Here is a 19,411-nt window from a genome sequence, read left to right as displayed (position 1 = left end):
TAAGGTCAGGTATGAAATCTCGTAAACCCTTGTCTCACATTCGTTGCGACACCTCAACGTAAACCACTTATTAACCCTAACAGCCCGCCACGGTGGACATGGACACATGAAACGTGGCGTTACCCTGCCGTCGGTGACACAGTCCGCGGACATCCGATCGGACAAACAGACAAATTTATGCAGCACGGAAGATCAAACGAGCTTATCGCTTATTGGGAGCAGTTGCGTGGCACACGCGCTGCGCCCGAACGCAGCGAGATAGCGCCTGCTGCCATCCCCCGCCAATTAGCCGATATATTCATTTTGCAGGCCAGTCAGGATACCGAAGCAAGGTTCCGGCTTGCGGGCACCCGGATTTGCTCAATTCACGGCCGCGAATTGAAAGATTCAGCTTTCGAATTGCTTTGGCAGGCACGAGATCGCCGCAGTATCTCGCGTTTGCTTGCCAATTCGATAACCCGAAAAAGCCCCGTCGCTATAAACGCCGAAGGCATAAGCGCACGCCAGCGCACCGCGCTGTTTGAATTCATCCTCTTGCCGCTTGCCAATGAAGTGCATGAACAGTTTCTGATCGGAATGATTGTCGCCTTGGGACAGCCGTTCTGGCTAGAGTCAGACTCTATCGTCGAAAGCCGCATAAGATCAATCACGACGCTGGATACAAGTCGGAGCCAGTATGCTGGCGGATCGCGATCATCGCCAAACCCGAAAGGCGCTATTCATACAATTATCGGCCAAAATACTGACCGCCTGCAATTGCTGGATGGCGGAAAATCCTCGCGACCACTTAAAACGCGCGCGAAACCATTACCGCCACATTAAGAATCATGGAATAGCTTGTCATCAAGGCTAAACGAATTCTGCCAGTTGGACGTGACGATGCAACCTACCCACGATGGCTCAAGTCCAAACCCTACCGCTACGACAAGGTATTATAGCGTTAAAGTGCAGCTCTATGGGCGTTTTATGCTCGAAGACCGCACGGAACATGTTTGCCAGATCAGCGAAATGTCGCCTGGCAATGTTGTCATCGGCACAGATATCATGGCCCATAATGGCGAGCGCATTATCGCTTATATAGACCATATTGGCCGTGTCGAAGGAACTGTCGAAAAGCTGGTTAGTGGGGGCTTTCTCCTGTCGCTCATCGTTTCTGACCGCAAGAAAAACAAGATAGCGGCGCAGCTGACATGGCTTGCAAACAAACATGAACTGGATACGCCTGAAGATCGCCGGCATCAGCGTGTCGCACCGCGCAACCCAATCACCACGCTATCCATGGCCGATGGTCGGCAATATCCCTGCCGTATTGTTGATCTATCCATATCGGGTGCAGCGGTGGAACTGCGCATGCGCCCTGCCCTGAACAGCCAGGTCATTCTCGGCACCATGAGGGGCCGTGTTGCCCGGCATTTTGACGAAGGCGTGGCAATCGAGTTTGCTTCGGTGCAAAGCCGCGACGCCATTGATGCGGCCTTTGAGAGTTAAAGCCAGTTTTTCTCTGACTTAGTTTTTCTTCACACGGCAGAAATATTTTTGGCGCGATTGCTGCGAGAGAACGGCATTTGTCTGGCATCTGTATGGAGCGCGTTAAGCCAATGGAAATAACGACATATTTATTTAAACCGATACTTAATTCTAATATTCTGCAACTTACTTAAATCTATACTTTGTTAAACTAAATAATAATAAACATTAATACATCGTAATTGCCTAATTCCTTTATTTTTTACTACCTAATTCGATCAGATTTACTCGCCATCGTTTCCGCTCAATCAAACTCTCTCTGCCATTGTCGCCTCAACCGGGGAGACGACGGTAATGATAAAAAAGACAATCCTATTTGGCGCTGCATTCCTTTTAATGTGCATCGCCGCCTATGCTGAGGCAGGCGCTTCGGCAATGATCATGAAGACCGGCGGTCGCACCTCGCAGCCGATTGGTCATTATGAATTCTGCCAGACATATCGCGGCGAATGCAGCGTCAAGAGTAGTAATGATACGCCGCTTAGCCTGACATCAAAGACATGGAATTTGCTGGTTCTGGTCAACAGTCAGGTAAACGCGCAGGTTCGCCCAGAGACGGACATGGATATCTGGGGTAAAGCAGAAGTATGGTCCTATCCGACAACAGTTGGGGACTGTGAGGATTATGTTCTCCTGAAGCGCAAGCTGCTGAATGAAGGCGGCATTCCGCTCAGCGATCTATTGATCACCGTCGTTCGGCAGATGAACGGCGAAGGTCACGCCGTGTTGACCGTGCGCACCGGCCAGGGCGATTACATTCTTGATAATCTCGAAGCCCGTATCAAGCCATGGAATGAAACGAACTATGATTACCTCAAGCGCCAATCAACGAAGAACACCGGCGCATGGGTTTCAATCAATGATGATCGCCAGGTGCTGGTCGGCAGTATCGAGCAATGAGTCCGGATCCATTGGCCGGTGCATTTACACCGGCTTGTTAAGCAATCTCCAGACCGCTCATGAAACGCTTCCCGTTTTCGACATAGTGAGCGGCAGAAAGCTTCAACTGTTCTACCGCTGCCTCGTCCAGCGTACGGACCACCCTGGCCGGTGATCCCACGATCAGGGAATTATCCGGAAATTCCTTGCGTTCGGTGACCAAAGCCCCCGCACCCACCAGAGAATTCTTGCCGATTTTTGCACCATTGAGAATAATCGCTCCAATACCGATCAGGGTATTTTCCCCAATAGTACAGCCATGCAGCATGGCGCGATGCCCGATGGTGCATCCGTCGCCGATTGTCAGCGGATATCCCAGATCGGTGTGCATGATCGTGTGTTCCTGCACATTCGTATTGCGACCAATGTGAATGAGCTCGTTATCCCCGCGCAATACAGCGCCGAACCAGATCCCGGCATTTTCACCTAGAAAAACTTTGCCGATAATCGTCGCATCAGGCGCTATCCAGTTTGACTTTCGGTGCTCAAATTGCGGTGCTTGGCCGTTAAGTGTATAAATCGGCATTTGGCGTCCTCCAGAATCACGCGGTTCATTGATACTCAATTAACCATAAATCAGCACATGAGCAGTTAGAATGTGCCGAAGGAAACCTTCGGGCCACATCATGCAGGCGACCACAGAGAAAATAGAGGCAATTTCGGCAAGCTTTCTCTTGCGAAAGGTCTTCTATGGCGTGGTCGCACTTGGCTTCTTGTCCCTATGTCTGGCTCTTGCCGGCTTTTTCCTTGGACACATAATTTCCCTTGGCGGCCATACGGAAGATCGTTCTGCGCAGCAAATCGTCATTGGCAATGACGTGCTCGAGATTCCCGCAAATATGATCCGGTTTGATAGGCAGCGGCGCGATGGCATAGCCGAGCGCGTTGACCTTTATCTGCACTGGCCGGAAATGCAGGGGTACGCCGTAGAATTTAAAAATGATTTCAATGGCGCGGGACCAGACAAGAAATTGATCTTCCTGACATTTGAGGCAAGGCAGGGATCGCAGGATATGCCGGGGCGTTATGGTCCCGTCTATCTTCCACTGACCGAAGGGCCCGGCGCTGCCGGTCCTGCCGGTTTAACGCTCCAACGCTTCAGGGGCGATAGCGGCTTCATCAATGAGGAGCTTCTCGTTGCACCGGATCACGGTGCGAAACCTTCATTTGTTGCGCGTTGTCTTGATGAACCGTCATCCCGCGATAATCTTGCATCCTGCCAAAGCGATATTTTCGTCGGCGGTGATTTGCAGCTGACCTATCGGTTTCCGAGAGAAATGCTTGAGGATTGGCCGCTTCTGGACAAAAAGATTGCAGAATTTGCGCGTGGCCACATCAAAAGTGTTGAGTGATGCTCGAGCACCACTCAACATAGTAAGAATGGGCTAAAGGTCCATTTCCAGGATTGCCATGGAGAAATTATAAGACAATTCGCCTTCGTCTTCATCCTTGTAGATCAGACCGAGGAACTCGTCGCCCAGATAAAGTTCTGCGGAATCATCTTTCCGCGGGCGAGCCTTCACTACCAATTCCGTGTTGCGGAATGTCCGCTTGAAGTAGCTGTCGAGTTTTTTCAGTTCTTCGGGTTTCACCTAAAATCTCCTGTCTTATTCGTCGAGTCAGAGCGGTTTGCCATGTGGCATGGCGCCCTGTAAAGGGTTGACTGCAATCGTTAGTGGTAAGAACCAGGCTTATTCGAAGTTGGTAACGAGCTGATCCATGGCGCGCGAAGGCTCCGAGCAGCCTGCTTCCCCGACAATACGGGCAGGCACACCAGCCACGGTCACATTATGCGGGACAGGCTTCAGAACGACCGAACCGGATGCCACCTTTGAGCAATGACCAATTTCGATATTGCCAAGAATATTGGCTCCTGCGCCAATCAGCACGCCATTACGAATTTTCGGATGACGGTCGCCGGTCTCTTTTCCCGTGCCGCCAAGGGTAACGCCCTGCAGGATTGAAACATTGTCTTCAATAACAGCCGTCATGCCCACAACGATGCCCGTTGCATGGTCGAAAAACACGCCCTGCCCCATGGGAACTGCGGGATGAATATCTGTCTGGAAAACTGAAGATGAGCGGCTTTGCAGATAAAGCGCAAAATCATGACGACCCTCATGCCACAACCAGTGCGCAAGACGATGGGTCTGGATAGCCTGAAACCCCTTGAAATAAAGGATGGGCTCCATAAACCGCGTGCATGCCGGATCGCGGTCATAAACAGCCTGTATGTCGACGCGTAAAATCTGCGACCAGGAAGGATTGGCGTCGAGCATGGCTGTAAACGTCTGGCGCAGCAGTTCCGACTCCACATCCGGGTGGTCGAGGCGCTGGGAAATACGATGTATAACCGCCTGTTCCAGCGACTGATGGTTCAGGATGGTAGTGTAAAGAAATGTCGCAAGCAGCGGCTCATTGCGCACGACCTCTTCTGCCTCGGCCCGGATCGCATGCCAGATCGGGTCGATCTGTTTGATCGATCCGGTCATCTTTATAGGAAGGCTTGCTGACATTTTCTAGCTCCAGGCATTCAGCCGAATTTTATACTCTGCAACGGATTATACGGCAAAAGTGGTTTCTTGACACCTCAAAATCCAGTGCCGCAAGCGCAAGAAATTTTGAAGATACCATTCATCTGCCTGATGCTGATCAATGCCAGCATCGCCATGGGTAAGTTAAACTGTGCTTTTTCGCAAGGAATGAAGCATTTCCGGATCGCAAATCACACAGTAATGGGATTACGCTTCAGAAACTCCAGCACCGCCTCTTTAAAGACCTTGTCGCCTACTGCCAGCATATGGTCACGGTTCGGAATATCGATTGCTTCACCTTGGGGCATCAGCTCTGCAAGCTTTTGCGCGCTGCCGCCAATATCGTCCTTGGTGCCGACAGCTACAAGCGTCGGCTGCTTGATGCGCGCCATGTTTTCTGCGCTAATCTCTTCCTTGGAGGTGATGACGCACGCAGCCAGCGCGATCTTATCGCTCTTGGTCTTGTCGGCAAACATCCTGAACATTTTGCCGCGTGGATGAGTAATTGCATCAGGGTCGTCTGCCAGAAGAGCCTCGGCTATCGGCGACCAGTCCCCGGCACCTTCGACCATGCCAATACCAAGGCCGCCAAACACCAGATCATGCACGCGATCCGGATGCTCAAGGGCAAGAAAAGCACTGATACGTGCGCCCATGGAGTAACCCATGACATGAGCCGACTTTATACCGAGATGATCGAGTAGCGCCGCAGCATCCCCAGCCATGCGGGTTGGTGTGTAAACTGACTTGTCATGTGGCTTATCGGAATTGCCGTGACCACGATTGTCGATAGCAATTGTCCGGTATCCCGATGCGGTCAAAGTGGAAATCCAGCCCGGCTGAATCCAATTGTATAATGACGACGATGCAAAGCCGTGAATAAGCAGGATCGGTTCGCCCTCGCCTTCATCAATATAGGCAAGTTTTAAGCCGTCATTTTCAAAGAATTGCATTTTTCCGTCCGTTATTTGGCTGCAATTGCGGGATGCCGCACCTTATCGCCAACTCTTAAACCGAGACGCTGCACGGTTCCAGCCTTTACCTCAACAACAAATTTCACCGGACCGCCGGACGAAATCACATCACGCGAAAACGGCACGGCGTTCTGATGGATTGCAGTAATGCGCCCGCCATGATCGAGAAACAGCATATCCAAGGCCGACGGCGTATTTTCCATCCACATGGAGATCAGCCTGGCCTGGTCAAAAACAAACAGCATCGCGCTATTGTCTTTAAGGTCCGTGCGGAACATCAATCCGCGCTGACGTTCCTCCTCATTATCGGCGATTTCGACCGTGAAAGGCACATCGCCCTTGGCCGTATTAATGGTCAGCGCAACAGGATCGATGGGCAAATGCATGGGCATCTGCTGTGCCAGCACCGGAAAAGCGGAAATCAAGCAGAATATGACGGCGGCCAGAGATAATCTCAGACGATTCATCAACTGATCTTCAGTGGGAGACCGGCATCTGCGTGCCGATATCAGGATGAATTTCCGAAGCCATAAGACCTTTTTCGCCATTGCCGAAACGAATAAGGACGACCTGTCCGGGCCGCAGTTCAGTGAGACCGAAATGACGCAGCGTTTCCATGTGAACGAAAATGTCTTCCGTACCCTCGCCCCGCGTTAGAAACCCGAAGCCTTTCGTGCGATTGAACCACTTGACGAGAACCCGTTCAAGCCCGCTCGAAGGCGTTACCGTGACATGGGTACGCACTGGCGGTAACTCGGTCGGATGCACCGCAGTCGAATTGTCCATCGACTTTACGCGGAAGCACTGCATACCACGCTCGCCCTGCTTGACCTCGCAAACAACGCGCGCACCCTCCAGCGCGGTCTGGAAGCCATCGCGGCGCAGGCAGGTTACATGGAGCAGAATGTCGGGAAGATCAGAATTGTCGGGAACTATGAAACCATATCCCTTGGCAACGTCGAACCATTTTATCGAGCCTGAAATCTCGACAAGATCAAGACTGTCGCTTGCGCCTTGGTCGTTATGAGAGATCTGGGTCGATACTGTTCTGTCTGACATGAAGCGATCCCCTCCTCTCCATAAACTAAACACTGATTCTCTTGTTGAAGAATAACACCGGTCCGATAGCGGAGAGCAAGCATCATCTTGATGTTTTCTTTCAAACTATAACCAAAACCCGTGTTTATCCTCAATCAGTCTCGTCAAATTAGCTCCCAGATTTGTTTGCGTAAGCAATTAGTGTTATCGATATTGCCAGTCACTTGCCCTTGCTGGCGAGCAGACGTTGCTATTTCAATCCCATGAAAAGAATTCAAAGGCAAAAGATGCGTTATCTTCACACTATGGTTCGCGTTCGCGACATCGATGAATCGCTGGATTTTTACTGCAACAAGTTCGGCTTGAAAGAGGTTCGCCGCACGGAAAACGAAAAAGGCCGGTTTACATTGATCTTCCTGGCCGCGTCGGAAGATGAAACCCGTTCTGCCGCTGAACGTGCTCCCGAGCTTGAATTGACCTATAATTGGGATCCTGAAGAATATACGGGCGGACGCAATTTCGGTCACCTCGCCTATGTCGTGGATGACATTTATAAAACTTGTCAGGATTTGTCAGACAAAGGCGTCGTGATCAACCGGCCTCCCCGCGATGGCAATATGGCGTTCATTCGCTCGCCCGATGGCATCTCTATTGAGCTTATCCAAAAGGGGTCTGCACTGGCGCCACAGGAACCATGGCTATCCATGCCAAACACCGGCTCCTGGTAATCTGCACTACTACACAATACATCGCCTGCCCGGTCGTTCGGGGCAGGCGAAAACCGCAACCCGGCTAAATTCAATCCCCGGCATCTTCCAAGCCTTGACGTCTCCTGTTATCAGAAATGGTCAATGTGGAGGAACGCTATGAAGGATGTGCTTATCGAGCTTGAGCGTCGCAGGACCCTTGCGCGCGAAGGTGGCGGAAAGGCCCGTATCGAAGCGCAACACAAGCGCGGCAAACTCACAGCGCGTGAACGTATCGATATTTTCCTCGATGAAGGCTCTTTTGAAGAGTTTGACACATTCGTCGAACACCGCTCCACTGATTTTGGTATGCAGGACACCAAATTTGCTGGCGACGGTGTTGTTACCGGCTGGGGCACCATCAATGGCCGGACTGTCTTTGTCTTCGCCAAGGATTTCACCGTGTTCGGCGGCTCACTCTCTGAAGCCCACGCGGAGAAAGTTCAAAAGATCCAGGATATGGCATTGCGCAATCGCGCGCCGGTCATCGGGCTTTACGATGCGGGCGGTGCACGCATTCAAGAAGGCGTTGCCGCGCTGGGCGGTTATGCGGAAATTTTCCAGCGCAATGTACTGGCCTCCGGCGTCATTCCGCAAATCTCGGTGATTATGGGTCCCTGCGCGGGCGGCGATGTTTATTCGCCAGCCATGACCGATTTCATCTTCATGGTCCGCGACACTTCATACATGTTCGTCACAGGGCCGGACGTTGTGAAAACCGTCACCAATGAAACTGTGACGTCAGAACAGCTTGGCGGAGCATCAATCCACACGACCAAATCATCTATCGCCGATGGCGCTTATGACAATGACGTGGCGGCACTGCTTCAGATGCGCCGTCTGATCGATTTTCTCCCGGCTTCGAACACTGCCGAACTGCCTCAAATCGAATGCTATCAGCCAACAGACGAAATGGATTACTCATTGGATCGTCTGGTGCCCGATAATGCGAACAAGCCCTATGACATCAAGGAACTGGTTCGCAAAACTGTCGATGAGGCTGACTTCTTTGAAATTCAGGAAAGTTTTGCCAAAAACATCGTGGTCGGCTTCGGCCGTATCGAAGGTCGCACCGTCGGCATCGTCGGCAATCAACCAATGGTTCTGGCCGGCGTTCTCGATAGCGATGCGTCGCGCAAGGCCGCGAGGTTCGTCCGGTTCTGCGACTGTTTCAACATTCCGATCGTAACCTTTGTCGATGTACCGGGCTTTCTTCCGGGCACCGCGCAGGAATATGGCGGGCTTATCAAGCATGGCGCCAAACTGCTTTTTGCCTATGCGGAAGCAACGGTTCCTAAAATCACGCTCATTACCCGCAAGGCCTATGGCGGCGCCTATGATGTGATGGCCTCCAAACATCTGCGCGGCGACCTCAATTACGCCTGGCCATCCGCCCAGATTGCCGTCATGGGCGCAAAAGGCGCTGTCGAGATCATTTACCGGAAAGACATTGGTGATGCCGAGAAAATCGCCGAGCACACCAAGCGTTATGAGGATCGCTTCCTGTCACCGTTCGTCGCTGCCGAGCGCGGCTATGTTGACGAGGTGATTATGCCCCATTCCACTCGTAAGCGGATTTCACGGGCATTGCGCATGCTGCGCAATAAGGATCTCGAAAATCCCTGGAAGAAGCACGATAATATTCCGCTCTAATAATACCGAGCAGAACCACACAATAAAAAGGCTCCCATGGGGAGCCTTCGATGCCGTTTATGAAACTTCAAAATTACCTGCGGAAGCTGAAGCCGCCGCTTGAGTCACGTAAAATCTGGGAAATTGTACGCTTGTCACATGGCTCGCTTAGTTTCGCCGCAGCTTTTACCAGCGCAGGCTTAACTTTGGCCACTTGTGCAATCTTAAGTGCATTTGTTCCAATTGTTGACGATGTATCTTTATTTATTGTTATCATTCTTTGATACCTCCATTAAAAATACTCTCAGCGAGAGTAATCCTCTACCGGCATACAGTTTATATTCCGTTGCATAGTGAACTTCTAGAGAAACTAAACCGATTTAACAAATCACTATTTGTATCCAATTTTGACTTGTATTTGAATAAACCGATCCCGAGGTAAAAGGTTCCGCTGAGCCCAGAAAAACGCCTGCGACGTCGGCATCCGCGCTTTCGCCTGCTATCGGTGGACCTGACCCGAAAAATGTCAAAAAATGACGCTTAACTGGCTTCTACATCATGAGGAAAGCGAGACCGCGCATGACACAACCACAAGAGATCGTTCAGGCTTCGAAACAATTTCAAGATTGGTTGGCTGCGCTCAAAGCGAAATCCATGTTTTCGACCCACAATCAGAGCTTTGCGAGCATGCGCGGCGTTATGCATGGTTTGCGCCGCCACATGGACACGGACCAGATACTGACATTTGCGGACGCGCTGCCGCCTTTGCCGCGCGGCCTATTTCTAGAAGGATGGCGGCCCGCTCTTGCGCTTCCTTTGCAGTCTGAAGCGCAACTTGCCAAAGAAGTCTATGATAATCTCACGGCGCATCACAGCCCGCCCGAGACCATTGTCAGCGATGTGCTCGCCACTATCGCCCAGCATCTCGATCCGCATAATGCCAAGATGGCAGGTGAGCAGTTGCCAACTGCGCTAAAGCCGATCTGGTCAAAACATCGACAAGATCTCTAGCTGCTTTTTACGCCAACCTTGTTTTGGATGTCTTCGGCGGTTTCTTTGACGAAGAAGGTAAGTCCTTCCGTGATTGTCACGATATGAGTCCCCGTCCCATAGGGATTGAACGAAACAACATGGTCGAAATTCAGCGTGATGTGATCGCCATTAACGTCTGTGAGTTTGATCCACATGGCCATACCTCCCTGTATAGGACCAAGGAAGCAGGATTCTCTCAATGAAGCAATAATTTACCAGAGATTCCTTCCGTCAATATGATCTACCCTTAACGACGCAATATCAAAATCATCGAAGAGCCGGACATTCACGCTGACGCGCAGATTCTCAAAATCCGGTTTGAAATCCACCCAGTTGGGTACTTCCGAAAAAGTACCGCAGCCGCAAACATTGCAATGATGATGCTTGTTCATGCCGTTGCGGGAATAAATGGCATCGGCTTCCGGCTTCACCGAAATTTTCACTTGGTCGGGTGTGTAATAAGCCCAGAGCGCACCCCGCTTGGTGCAGAAAGTGCAATTGCACACCGTGACCGACTCCGGCGCTTCGCTGATTTCGAGCTTGATTGCACCGCAATGACAACTGGCAAAAATGGCCATAATTTCCTCCCGTTTGAACATGTCTCCTGGAATCGATATAGCACATCCACTGACAACCTCATGTCAGCAGGCTTTGTGCTCATTCGTTCTTATCGCGAGTGATTTTGCCCTAAACCACTTGCCCTGACACCCAGCCGGAAGACCATGCCCATTGGAAATTATATCCACCCAGCCAACCGGTTACATCGACAACCTCACCTATGAAATAAAGACCTTTCGCTGACTTTGCTTCCATAGTTTTCTGGTCCAGGCCATCCGTATCGACACCGCCAAGTGTCACTTCGGCAGTCCGGTAGCCCTCCGAACCTGCAGGTTTCACCTGCCATTCATTCACCGCTTTTTCGACCGCCCGCAATTGTTTATCGGTCAGGTCAGCCAGATGCCGGTCAATGCCGCTATTTTCCGCAATCAACTGCGCCAGACGCTTCGGCAGAAGCTCACTTAGGGCTGTTTGCAATGCCTGTCGGCCATTGCGGACTCGCGCTACGCGCAAAGCATCAAACACTTTCACACCGGGCAACATGGCAACGCTGATCGTATCGCCTTCCCGCCAATAAGAAGAAATCTGCAATATGGATGGACCACTCAATCCGCGATGGGTGAAGAGCATTGCCTCTGCAAATTTTGTCTTGCCGTGGCTTACCACTGCATCGACCGAAATACCCGATAGCGGTTTCAACGGAGCAAGTGTGTTTTCGTCAAAGGTAAGCGGAACCAGTGCAGGACGTGTGTCTGTAATTTTCATGCCGAACTGCCGGGCGATATCATAGCCGAAGCCGGTTGCACCCATTTTCGGAATGGATTTCCCACCGCACGCGACGACCAGTGACGTGCATCTCACCTTGTCTCCGGCCAGATCAACCAGATACCTATTATCTTCTCTTACGATGGAATCGATCGTAGTGCGCAACCGTAACTCGACCCCGGCCTGCCTCATTTCTGTTACCAGCATATCGATGATCTGCTTGGCTGAACCATCGCAGAAAAGCTGACCGAGGGTCTTTTCGTGCCAGGCAATACCGTATTTGTTTACCAGAGCGAGGAAATCGCGCTGCGTATAGCGGCGCAAAGCCGAGATACAGAAATGCGGGTTTTTGCTGATGTAGTTTTGCGGCGCCGCGTTAATATTGGTGAAGTTGCAGCGGCCGCCACCGGATATGCGTATTTTGTCGCCTGGTGTTGCGGCATGATCGATGATCAGCACGGAACGTCCACGCTTGCCCGCCTCAATAGCGCACATCATGCCAGCCGCGCCTGCGCCTATGATGAGAACGTCAACTTGTTTTATCATGGCGCAGGCAATAATTGTTCAGTTCGACCAGCCAGCCAATAGGCCAGCAGCCCTGCCCATTCGCGCGCAGCAATCGCCATATTCTGCAATGAATCCTGTGGGTTGTCTTCTGCAAGTCCAATGGTTTCGGCACCAGATGCGCGATAATCCGCTGGCCATGGCACCACGTCAAACCCCGCTTTGCGAAACAGGCCGATCGAACGCGGCATATGGAATGCCGAGGTGATGAGCAGCCAGGTTTCGCCCGGCTTCGCGTCCACTATCTGCTTTGTGAATAGTGCATTTTCGTAAGTGTTGCGCGACTTGCTTTCGAGAATGAGGCGCTCTGGTGCTACGCCAAGAGCTGTCAGCAGGCGCGGCGCGGTCACGCCATCGGCTTCGCCATCCAAAAGCAATGTGCCTGTTCCACCCGTAACGACAACCTTCGCTTCCGGATGTTTGCGCGCCAAAATGGCAGCCTCGACAAAGCGGTCGCCACTGGCATTGAGTTCATAGCCGCCGCGCACCAGATTTACACCGCCTTCAAAGCCGCCGCCAAGAACGATTATGCCATCCACCTTTGCCGGAAGTGCGTCTGGGCGTTGGAAACGATCCTCCAACGGATTGATCATTAAAGCACCAAGCGTCGTCCACGCGCCAAGTCCCAGAACAAGAAATGCGATAGCAGCCGTTGCCATTGCCAGACGCCGCCAGCGCCAGATGAGCAGCAGGAAAGTCAATCCCATGAAAATGATAGCGAAGTTCAGCGGTTGGGCGAAAAACCAGAAGACCTTTGAAAGCACGAAAAACACTATTTGAGCTCCGCCAGCATCTGCACTTTGTCAATTTCACGTTCAAGACTTGTAGACCATTCCGGTCCTTGTTCGACAATATTGAAGCCTTCGCGCTGATAGAGTCTGATTGCGCCGATATTGCGGGCATGCGTGCTGATGCGCGCCTTCAAGTACCCCGCATGTCGAATTGCCGCCATCATTTCACGCAGCAGCGACGATCCGACCCCTTGCCCCTGCACGGCTGGGTCCACCCAAAGATCGGAAATATAGTCGTTATTTTCTTCCCGAGCGCCCCAGCCAAGCAGCGTCTGCTCCAATTGAGCCACCAGCACCGTATTGTAAGAGCTTCGTGCGAATTCCCTGAAAGCCTTTTCGACATGCATGCGCATGCCGGGCAGTTCCGGTTCAAACGAAAAGATATTTGATGCCCAAGCGCTGGAGCCGACAGCAGCGATTGCTGTTATGTCAGCTTCTGTGGCGCGCCTGATTACCACCATTTCGGCGCGTTGAACTTGCCTGCCGCCTGTTCAATTACATAAGCGGTCTGAAACAGAGTTTCTTCGTCGAATGGACGGCCGATCAGCTGGAGACCGAGCGGCAGTCCGCGGCTGTCCAGCCCGGCAGGAACGGCGATACCCGGCAAGCCCGCCATGTTCACGGTCACGGTGAAAATATCATTGAGATACATTTTCACCGGGTCGGAATTCATTTCCTGATCAGCGATGCCGAAAGCAGCAGAAGGCGTAGCTGGCGTAAGGATAGCATCGACACCTGCATGGAAGGCGTCTTCGAAATCCTTCTTGATCAGTGTGCGAACCTTCTGAGCCTGCAAATAATAGGCATCGTAATAGCCAGCCGAAAGCACATAGGTGCCAATCATGATACGGCGCTTCACCTCTTCACCAAATCCCTTGGCGCGGGTGTTTTCGTACATGTCGACAATGTCCTTGCCAGGAACGCGCAGGCCATAGCGAACGCCGTCATAGCGCGCCAGATTTGACGATGCCTCGGCAGGCGCAACAATATAATAGGCCGGCAGTGCATATTTCGTATGCGGCAGCGAAATATCGACAATGGTTGCCCCTGCATCCTTCAGCCAGCTAATGCCCTGCTGCCAAAGCTTTTCGATCTCTTCCGGCATGCCGTCAACGCGGTATTCCTTGGGAATGCCGATCTTTATGCCCGCAAGCGGCTTGCCGATAACCGCCTCATAGTCAGGCACCGCAATATCGACCGAGGTTGTATCCTTGGCATCGACGGAAGCCATGGACCTCAACAGGATCGCGGCATCGCGCACATCGCGTGCAATTGGCCCCGCCTGATCCAGCGACGATGCAAACGCGACAATGCCCCATCGTGAGCAACGGCCATAGGTAGGCTTGATTCCGACCGTGCCGGTAAAAGCCGCAGGCTGACGGATTGAACCGCCCGTATCGGTTGCGGTCGCTCCTGCGCAAAGCCGTGCGGCGACAGCTGCTGCAGAGCCGCCCGATGATCCACCCGGAACGAGATCAACATTGGAGCCTTTTGCGCGCCAAGGGTTTTTCACTGGCCCGTAATAGGAACTCTCATTGGATGAGCCCATTGCGAACTCGTCCATGTTGAGCTTGCCGAGCATCACCGCGCCGTCAGCCCATAAATTTGCTGTCACAGTGGATTCATAATGCGGCTTGAACCCATCCAGAATATGCGATGCGGCCTGCGTATGGACACCTTCCGTACCGAATAGATCCTTGATGCCAAGTGGAATGCCTTCCAGCGCGCCGCCATTGCCAGCCGCCAGCCGTGCATCGGATGCCTTCGCCATTTCCAGCGCCTTCTCAGGCGTGGTGACGATATAGGCGTTCAGCGCCTCATTTGCGTTCTCGATTGCCTGAAGATAGGCGCCAGTAAGCTCCGTGGCGGTAATCGCCTTGGCTTTCAGCTGGTCGCGCGCCTCGGCAATGGTGAGAGCGGTCAGATCGGTCATCTTAAAGTCCTTATTGAGCAACTGCTAAAGCGAGCCGCTTTTCGTAAAATGCACTATATTCGGAATCCGGATAGTCAAGCAGCACACCGCAGCGGGTAAATCCGGAGCGTTCATAAAGTCGCCAGGCCGGTTCAAAGCCCGGTGTAGTGCCCGTCTCCAGAACGAGGCGATTCATGCCCTTTTCATTGGCCAGCGCCGTAATTGCATCGAGCAAAGCAGAACCAATGCGCTGTCCGCGCACGGTGGGCCGGGTGAACATGCGTTTCACCTCACCAATTCCATCATCATGTTCTTTGAGTGCGCCGCAGCCGATAGCCTTGCCTGTTTCATCGCGAGCTACAAAAACAGTCGTGTCTTCATCTGCCATCTGCTCGACAGTCATTTTGAACTGGAATTCCAGCGGTGAAAGCGGCGAAAGGTGATCATTGAGATCGCTTACCAGCGAGCGCACATCGTCCTGCAAGGGTGTTTCTATCGCAATGGAAACAGCCATGGTTCAATTACTCCACGACTTTTGGCACAACAAAGAAATTTTCTTCGGTTGTCGGGGCATTGGCGACGATATCTGCAACCTTGTCGCCATCGGTGACAACGTCCTGGCGCTTCTTCATCGCCATGGGGGTTACCGACGTCATCGGCTCCACGCCTTCGACATTCACTTCGTTCAACTGTTCCACGAAACCAAGGATCGCATTCAATTGGCCGGTCATCCGGGAAACATCATCCTCGGTGACCGCGATGCGGGCAAGATTCGCAACGCGTTTTACAGTGGCAGTATCGACGGACATAGGGATTCCTGAATTCAGATTTTGATGTTGAAGCTATAGTGTCCGTTACGCCCAAGCGCAACGGACAACAACAGATAAGCGTTACTGCGCCGCGTCTGGCGCAACTTCCTGCTGCTCGCTATCCAGCGGGGCATCTTCAGTGTCCAAGGCATCATCATCCGATGCAGCGGCACCGTCGTCTGTCGCAGTTGTATCATCATCGGGAGCAATCCCGAAGATGGAACTGTCAAACAGCGGCTTTCCAGCGGCATCGGGACCTTTGACGGCATTGCCGTTAACCTGGATCGATCCATCGCTTTTCTGGTCGACAATCCACTGAATGCGGCCATCGGGCAGCTCATTGCCAAAGTCTTTGGCCAGTTTGACGAAGACGATGTAGTTCTTGATCTCAGGCTCTTCTTCTGATGCCTTGTTCAGCCGGTCGACCAGCTTGTCAAACCCTGCCATTTCCCAAGTTGTCCGGCTCTGCGGCTTTAGCGTGGCAAATGTGACCTCGCCTTCGACGGTAAGTTCAGCATCTACGGTTCTCACAAGGCTTTTCGAGATCGTGACCTTTGGCGGATTGAGCATGAAGGCGGTGCCCATTTCCTCGGCAAACGCATCCGAAATCGGCTTCTCCTTGTTCAGATCCATCTCCTTGATCCCGCCACGCACCACCGTATCGAGATCAAGCCCTGCGGCGCCGAAAGAAAGCTCCACATCGGTTGGAAGGAAAGGAATGGTCCAGTCAGGAATTGGCAGAGGCGGATACTGAAGTCCATTTGTGCGCACTGCGTAATTATAGGCGCCGCTTTTGCTGATGCCGTCGAAGTTCACCTCCTGAGAAATGTTCTTCGTTACGAATGGGCCGATCGGGGTGTCGACGCTCATATCCGAGAACCGATATGAGCCAGCCAATTTTTCCCAAAGCGGCAAAGCGGCAAGCAATTTTGTTTTCAACTCGGCTTGTTCAGCGTCGCTAAGCTTCGTCTTTTCTTCCGGTGTTTTTGCAAAGTCGTCGGAATGGGCGACGAAAAACGCCCAAAGATCCAGAATCTCAACATTCCTCACACCGCTGCCTTTTGCGTCGACACCAAGGTTGGCAGCACTGATACCCACCTTCATAAACTCTTCCGGTGCTGTCGGGACGGCTGGTTTGGCTTCACCATCCGTCACTGTCTCTTCAACTGCCGGGTCAGATTTGAATGAAATCGTTTCCTTGAAGTTCTCGGCTGTCTGGACTTGTGTGAAGTCCACTCCTCCCGACGCGCCAGCAGATGCAGCCATTTCAGCCTTTGCCTTGCCGGCAGTGGCTTCCATTTCCTGCGTCGACGATGACGAACTCATTTTAAAGCCGTCATACGTGGAAGTAGCCTTGGAGAAAGTGCCGATTTTCGGATCAAAGACGCCGCGAAGGTCCATATTGTCGATAGACCACTTGAAGCTTTCCTTGCCGGTTGGCGCATTTATCTCGACAGAACCGTTCACGGTAGTTTTCGACGAAACGTCCCACGAGCCGTCAGCCAGCGGCTTGGTCAAAAAGCTATATTCGCCGAAGTCACCTTTGAAGAGGTCCTGCTTCGGCAAAATCTCCAACAGCTTGGCTGTGCTGAAGGTGATTTTGTAGCTGTCTCCTTCCGGCTTGACACTCAGAACCTTCTTCTCAAGAGCGGTTTTGCCAAAATATTTCGACAAGGTAGCTGACAGCTCTTTTGCCCCATTGGCATCGACCGTTTGCGCACTGGCAGGTGTTAGCGCCAGCAGAGAACAGGAAATCAGCAGCAATTTACGCAAGATATTCTCCAAAGCTCGGTTATCTGACGATAGGGTCAACAACCCTAGCGATCATCTTTTGCAACGGCTCTAACAAACTCAAATCAAACAGTAAAATGCTTATTTGGTTCGGCGACGATTACTTCGCTCGTACCACCTTCCATTCCGGCAACAAACTTATCGGCCGTCTGATCTATTATCGGAAAGGAAGCATAGTGACAGGGTATGACCTTGCCAAACTTGAAGTAGCGCCGCGAAGCAAGCGCTGCTACCGCACCGCCCATGGTGAAGCGGTCTCCAATCGGCACAATACCGATTTCCGGCTGGTGCAGCTCATTGATCAAGGCCATGTCGGAAAAGATATCCGTATCGCCCATATGATAGAGCGTAGGTTCATCGTCAAAATGCAGCACCACGCCATTTGCATTGCCGAGTGAATGCGAAACGCCATCCTCGGTCATTTGCGCAGATGAGTGCAGCGCATTGACGTAAGTCACTGTAAATCCGTCATAAGAAACGGTTCCACCTGTATTTGTCGGATCGACGCGCGCCACGCCTTTCGAGCCGAGCCATGTCACAAGATCAGCATTGCCGGTCACCAGCGCACCTGTATCCTTGGATATATCAACAGTATCGCCCACATGGTCGCCATGGCCATGTGTGAGGATAATGTGATTGGCGCCCTTGGTTACATCCTTGAAGTCCACGCCCTTGGCGCCGGGATTCCCATTCAGAAACGGATCAATGAGGATGATGTTCTTCGCAGTTTCGATACGGAAACCGGATTGTCCCAGCCAGATAATTTTCATTGTTCAGAATCCTTCATCATTTAGGTCAGGCCTCGCCAGAGGCGTCTAATAGCGTTATGTGAACAGATTAAACCGATCAGACAACCGCAGGAAGCAAACAGTTTGACAATTTTGGCGATTGAGCAGTTGGAAGAGCATGTTGCGGACGGTAAGACTGTTGCTGGTCTTGATCTTGGCACAAAGACGATTGGTATCGCCATATCAGATCGTGGCTTTTCCTTTGCCAACCCGCGTCCGGTTCTCAGGCGCAGCAAGTTCACCCATGATGCGCAAGACCTGCTGAAGGCGCTCGCCGCAGACAATGTCGGGGCAATTATCATCGGACTGCCGGTTAATATGGATGGTAGCGAAGGACCGCGTGTCCAGGCCACCCGCGCCTTCGTCCGCAATATGGAGAAACTTACCGATCTGCCATTTGTCTATTGGGATGAACGCCTATCCACTGTTGCAGCGGAACGCGCTCTCATCGGCATGGATGTTTCAAGGCAAAAACGGGCGGAGCGGATTGATTCCGCCGCCGCCGCCTTCATTCTGCAAGGCGCATTGGACCGCCTGCAAGGCCTGCGTCAGGAAGCTGATGCAGTCGGCAATTCTTCAGAATAACGCGCACGCTCTGCGCGCCATGCCTTGACCCATGCGATAATCTTGCGGCGACGCCGGAAGGCGATCAGCAATAGAACCAATCCTGTGTCGAAAACACATGCTCTGGCGACCAGCGGAGGAATGCTCTCAGGCGCTATTCCGAGGATGTTGCCGTAGATCATGAAGACCTGATCATGCAACTCACGGCTGAAAAAATGCATGCCCATGTTGAGATCGTAATAAGACAGAAAATACCATCCCCACAAGAAAACCAGCGGTCCGCCCCAGAAAATCAGGAAATTGCGCATTCAATGCTCCTCGAAGGGCTTGCATGGTTCATTGGCTAACCCTCGGTTTTTATGAAGGCTTTTCGACTCAGAGTGATATCTGTTAAGACGTTAGCCGCAACGTAAACCGTTTGTTAAGGTTAATTTAAGAAAATTTAAT

At 52.1% G+C, this 19,411-nt stretch carries 26 protein-coding genes; 9 read left to right on the top strand and 17 right to left on the bottom strand.

Annotation, left to right across the window (positions count from 1 at the left end):
• Window positions 1–177 precede the first annotated feature (177 nt).
• The 3 genes from QFZ34_RS20265 to QFZ34_RS20255 all read left to right on the top strand — a co-directional run bounded on the left by QFZ34_RS20265 (window position 178) and on the right by QFZ34_RS20255 (window position 2,427).
• Complete coding sequence (locus QFZ34_RS20265; protein ID WP_307284782.1) at window positions 178–822, top strand: PAS domain-containing protein; 645 nt, start codon at window positions 178–180, stop codon at window positions 820–822.
• Between the two features lie 57 nt (window positions 823–879).
• On the top strand, window positions 880–1,488 hold the full coding sequence (locus tag QFZ34_RS20260) for a PilZ domain-containing protein (protein ID WP_307284779.1): 609 nt from the start codon (window positions 880–882) through the stop codon (window positions 1,486–1,488).
• A 333-nt stretch (window positions 1,489–1,821) separates the two neighbouring features.
• A complete protein-coding gene (locus QFZ34_RS20255; RefSeq protein ID WP_307284777.1) occupies window positions 1,822–2,427 on the top strand; it encodes a transglutaminase-like cysteine peptidase in 606 nt (201 codons plus the stop codon).
• Window positions 2,428–2,464: 37 nt separating this feature from the next.
• On the opposite strand, the gene QFZ34_RS20250 is transcribed toward QFZ34_RS20255, so the two are convergent.
• Window positions 2,465–2,992, bottom strand: a complete 528-nt coding sequence (locus QFZ34_RS20250; RefSeq protein ID WP_307284773.1) for a gamma carbonic anhydrase family protein — start codon at window positions 2,990–2,992, stop codon at window positions 2,465–2,467.
• 100 nt (window positions 2,993–3,092) lie between these two features.
• Here QFZ34_RS20250 and QFZ34_RS20245 point away from each other — a divergent pair, with 100 nt between their 5' ends.
• The gene (locus tag QFZ34_RS20245; protein WP_307284768.1) at window positions 3,093–3,818 is read left to right on the top strand and encodes a hypothetical protein; all 726 of its coding nucleotides are present in this window, start codon (window positions 3,093–3,095) and stop codon (window positions 3,816–3,818) included.
• 33 nt (window positions 3,819–3,851) lie between these two features.
• On the opposite strand, the gene QFZ34_RS20240 is transcribed toward QFZ34_RS20245, so the two are convergent.
• The 5 genes from QFZ34_RS20240 to QFZ34_RS20220 all read right to left on the bottom strand — a co-directional run bounded on the left by QFZ34_RS20240 (window position 3,852) and on the right by QFZ34_RS20220 (window position 7,033).
• Window positions 3,852–4,058 (bottom strand): DUF3126 family protein, encoded by a 207-nt coding sequence (locus QFZ34_RS20240; RefSeq protein WP_008122972.1) that lies wholly within the window; start codon window positions 4,056–4,058, stop codon window positions 3,852–3,854.
• A gap of 99 nt (window positions 4,059–4,157) precedes the next feature.
• Entirely contained in the window at window positions 4,158–4,982 is an 825-nt protein-coding gene (gene cysE, locus QFZ34_RS20235; RefSeq protein WP_115053171.1) for a serine O-acetyltransferase, read from the bottom strand.
• Window positions 4,983–5,191: 209 nt separating this feature from the next.
• Window positions 5,192–5,953, bottom strand: coding sequence for an alpha/beta fold hydrolase (locus tag QFZ34_RS20230; RefSeq protein ID WP_370878819.1), 762 nt, complete (start codon window positions 5,951–5,953; stop codon window positions 5,192–5,194).
• Between the two features lie 11 nt (window positions 5,954–5,964).
• A complete protein-coding gene (locus QFZ34_RS20225) occupies window positions 5,965–6,441 on the bottom strand; it encodes a DUF192 domain-containing protein (protein ID WP_307284762.1) in 477 nt (158 codons plus the stop codon).
• 10 nt (window positions 6,442–6,451) lie between these two features.
• Window positions 6,452–7,033: a cold-shock protein gene (locus tag QFZ34_RS20220; protein WP_115053174.1), complete on the bottom strand. Its 582-nt coding sequence runs from the start codon at window positions 7,031–7,033 to the stop codon at window positions 6,452–6,454.
• 266 nt (window positions 7,034–7,299) lie between these two features.
• Here QFZ34_RS20220 and gloA point away from each other — a divergent pair, with 266 nt between their 5' ends.
• From gloA to QFZ34_RS20200, 4 genes are all read left to right on the top strand, one after another.
• Entirely contained in the window at window positions 7,300–7,740 is a 441-nt protein-coding gene (gene gloA, locus QFZ34_RS20215; RefSeq protein WP_307284757.1) for a lactoylglutathione lyase, read from the top strand.
• A gap of 138 nt (window positions 7,741–7,878) precedes the next feature.
• The gene (locus QFZ34_RS20210) at window positions 7,879–9,411 is read left to right on the top strand and encodes an acyl-CoA carboxylase subunit beta (RefSeq protein ID WP_115053176.1); all 1,533 of its coding nucleotides are present in this window, start codon (window positions 7,879–7,881) and stop codon (window positions 9,409–9,411) included.
• Between the two features lie 50 nt (window positions 9,412–9,461).
• Complete coding sequence (locus tag QFZ34_RS20205; RefSeq protein ID WP_307284753.1) at window positions 9,462–9,674, top strand: hypothetical protein; 213 nt, start codon at window positions 9,462–9,464, stop codon at window positions 9,672–9,674.
• 295 nt (window positions 9,675–9,969) lie between these two features.
• Window positions 9,970–10,401 (top strand): DUF2267 domain-containing protein, encoded by a 432-nt coding sequence (locus tag QFZ34_RS20200; RefSeq protein WP_307284748.1) that lies wholly within the window; start codon window positions 9,970–9,972, stop codon window positions 10,399–10,401.
• Here QFZ34_RS20200 and QFZ34_RS20195 read toward each other — a convergent pair.
• The 10 genes from QFZ34_RS20195 to QFZ34_RS20150 all read right to left on the bottom strand — a co-directional run bounded on the left by QFZ34_RS20195 (window position 10,398) and on the right by QFZ34_RS20150 (window position 18,382).
• Entirely contained in the window at window positions 10,398–10,577 is a 180-nt protein-coding gene (locus QFZ34_RS20195; RefSeq protein ID WP_115053179.1) for a flagellar FlbD family protein, read from the bottom strand. The genes QFZ34_RS20200 and QFZ34_RS20195 overlap by 4 nt on opposite strands.
• Window positions 10,578–10,634: 57 nt before the next feature.
• On the bottom strand, window positions 10,635–11,000 hold the full coding sequence (locus tag QFZ34_RS20190; protein WP_307284744.1) for a GFA family protein: 366 nt from the start codon (window positions 10,998–11,000) through the stop codon (window positions 10,635–10,637).
• Between the two features lie 109 nt (window positions 11,001–11,109).
• Window positions 11,110–12,288 (bottom strand): BaiN/RdsA family NAD(P)/FAD-dependent oxidoreductase, encoded by a 1,179-nt coding sequence (locus QFZ34_RS20185; RefSeq protein ID WP_307286517.1) that lies wholly within the window; start codon window positions 12,286–12,288, stop codon window positions 11,110–11,112.
• Window positions 12,288–13,082 (bottom strand): YdcF family protein, encoded by a 795-nt coding sequence (locus QFZ34_RS20180; protein WP_307284741.1) that lies wholly within the window; start codon window positions 13,080–13,082, stop codon window positions 12,288–12,290. The genes QFZ34_RS20185 and QFZ34_RS20180 overlap by 1 nt, the downstream gene beginning before the upstream one ends.
• The gene (locus tag QFZ34_RS20175; protein WP_307284738.1) at window positions 13,082–13,561 is read right to left on the bottom strand and encodes a GNAT family N-acetyltransferase; all 480 of its coding nucleotides are present in this window, start codon (window positions 13,559–13,561) and stop codon (window positions 13,082–13,084) included. The genes QFZ34_RS20180 and QFZ34_RS20175 overlap by 1 nt, the downstream gene beginning before the upstream one ends.
• Window positions 13,552–15,033 (bottom strand): Asp-tRNA(Asn)/Glu-tRNA(Gln) amidotransferase subunit GatA, encoded by a 1,482-nt coding sequence (gatA, locus tag QFZ34_RS20170; protein WP_115053183.1) that lies wholly within the window; start codon window positions 15,031–15,033, stop codon window positions 13,552–13,554. Before gatA ends, QFZ34_RS20175 begins: the two co-directional genes overlap by 10 nt.
• 10 nt (window positions 15,034–15,043) lie before the next feature.
• Window positions 15,044–15,526 (bottom strand): GNAT family N-acetyltransferase, encoded by a 483-nt coding sequence (locus QFZ34_RS20165; protein ID WP_115053184.1) that lies wholly within the window; start codon window positions 15,524–15,526, stop codon window positions 15,044–15,046.
• A gap of 7 nt (window positions 15,527–15,533) precedes the next feature.
• A complete protein-coding gene (gene gatC / locus QFZ34_RS20160) occupies window positions 15,534–15,821 on the bottom strand; it encodes an Asp-tRNA(Asn)/Glu-tRNA(Gln) amidotransferase subunit GatC (protein ID WP_115053185.1) in 288 nt (95 codons plus the stop codon).
• A gap of 81 nt (window positions 15,822–15,902) precedes the next feature.
• On the bottom strand, window positions 15,903–17,594 hold the full coding sequence (locus tag QFZ34_RS20155; RefSeq protein WP_307284733.1) for a hypothetical protein: 1,692 nt from the start codon (window positions 17,592–17,594) through the stop codon (window positions 15,903–15,905).
• 83 nt (window positions 17,595–17,677) lie between these two features.
• A complete protein-coding gene (locus tag QFZ34_RS20150; RefSeq protein WP_307284730.1) occupies window positions 17,678–18,382 on the bottom strand; it encodes a metal-dependent hydrolase in 705 nt (234 codons plus the stop codon).
• A 102-nt stretch (window positions 18,383–18,484) separates the two neighbouring features.
• Between QFZ34_RS20150 and ruvX the strand changes: the two genes are divergently transcribed.
• A complete protein-coding gene (gene ruvX, locus QFZ34_RS20145) occupies window positions 18,485–18,985 on the top strand; it encodes a Holliday junction resolvase RuvX (RefSeq protein ID WP_115053188.1) in 501 nt (166 codons plus the stop codon).
• Here ruvX and QFZ34_RS20140 read toward each other — a convergent pair.
• On the bottom strand, window positions 18,949–19,272 hold the full coding sequence (locus QFZ34_RS20140; protein ID WP_115053189.1) for a DUF6105 family protein: 324 nt from the start codon (window positions 19,270–19,272) through the stop codon (window positions 18,949–18,951). The two genes, ruvX and QFZ34_RS20140, sit on opposite strands and share 37 nt — an antisense overlap.
• Between the last annotated feature and the right edge of the window lie 139 nt (window positions 19,273–19,411).

It is taken from the genome of Phyllobacterium ifriqiyense, assembly GCF_030817885.1.
GTDB classification, from domain to species: Bacteria; Pseudomonadota; Alphaproteobacteria; order Rhizobiales; family Rhizobiaceae; genus Phyllobacterium; species Phyllobacterium ifriqiyense.
Note: the sequence above shows the minus strand (reverse complement) of the source record. Positions and strands in the feature narration are given on the sequence as shown.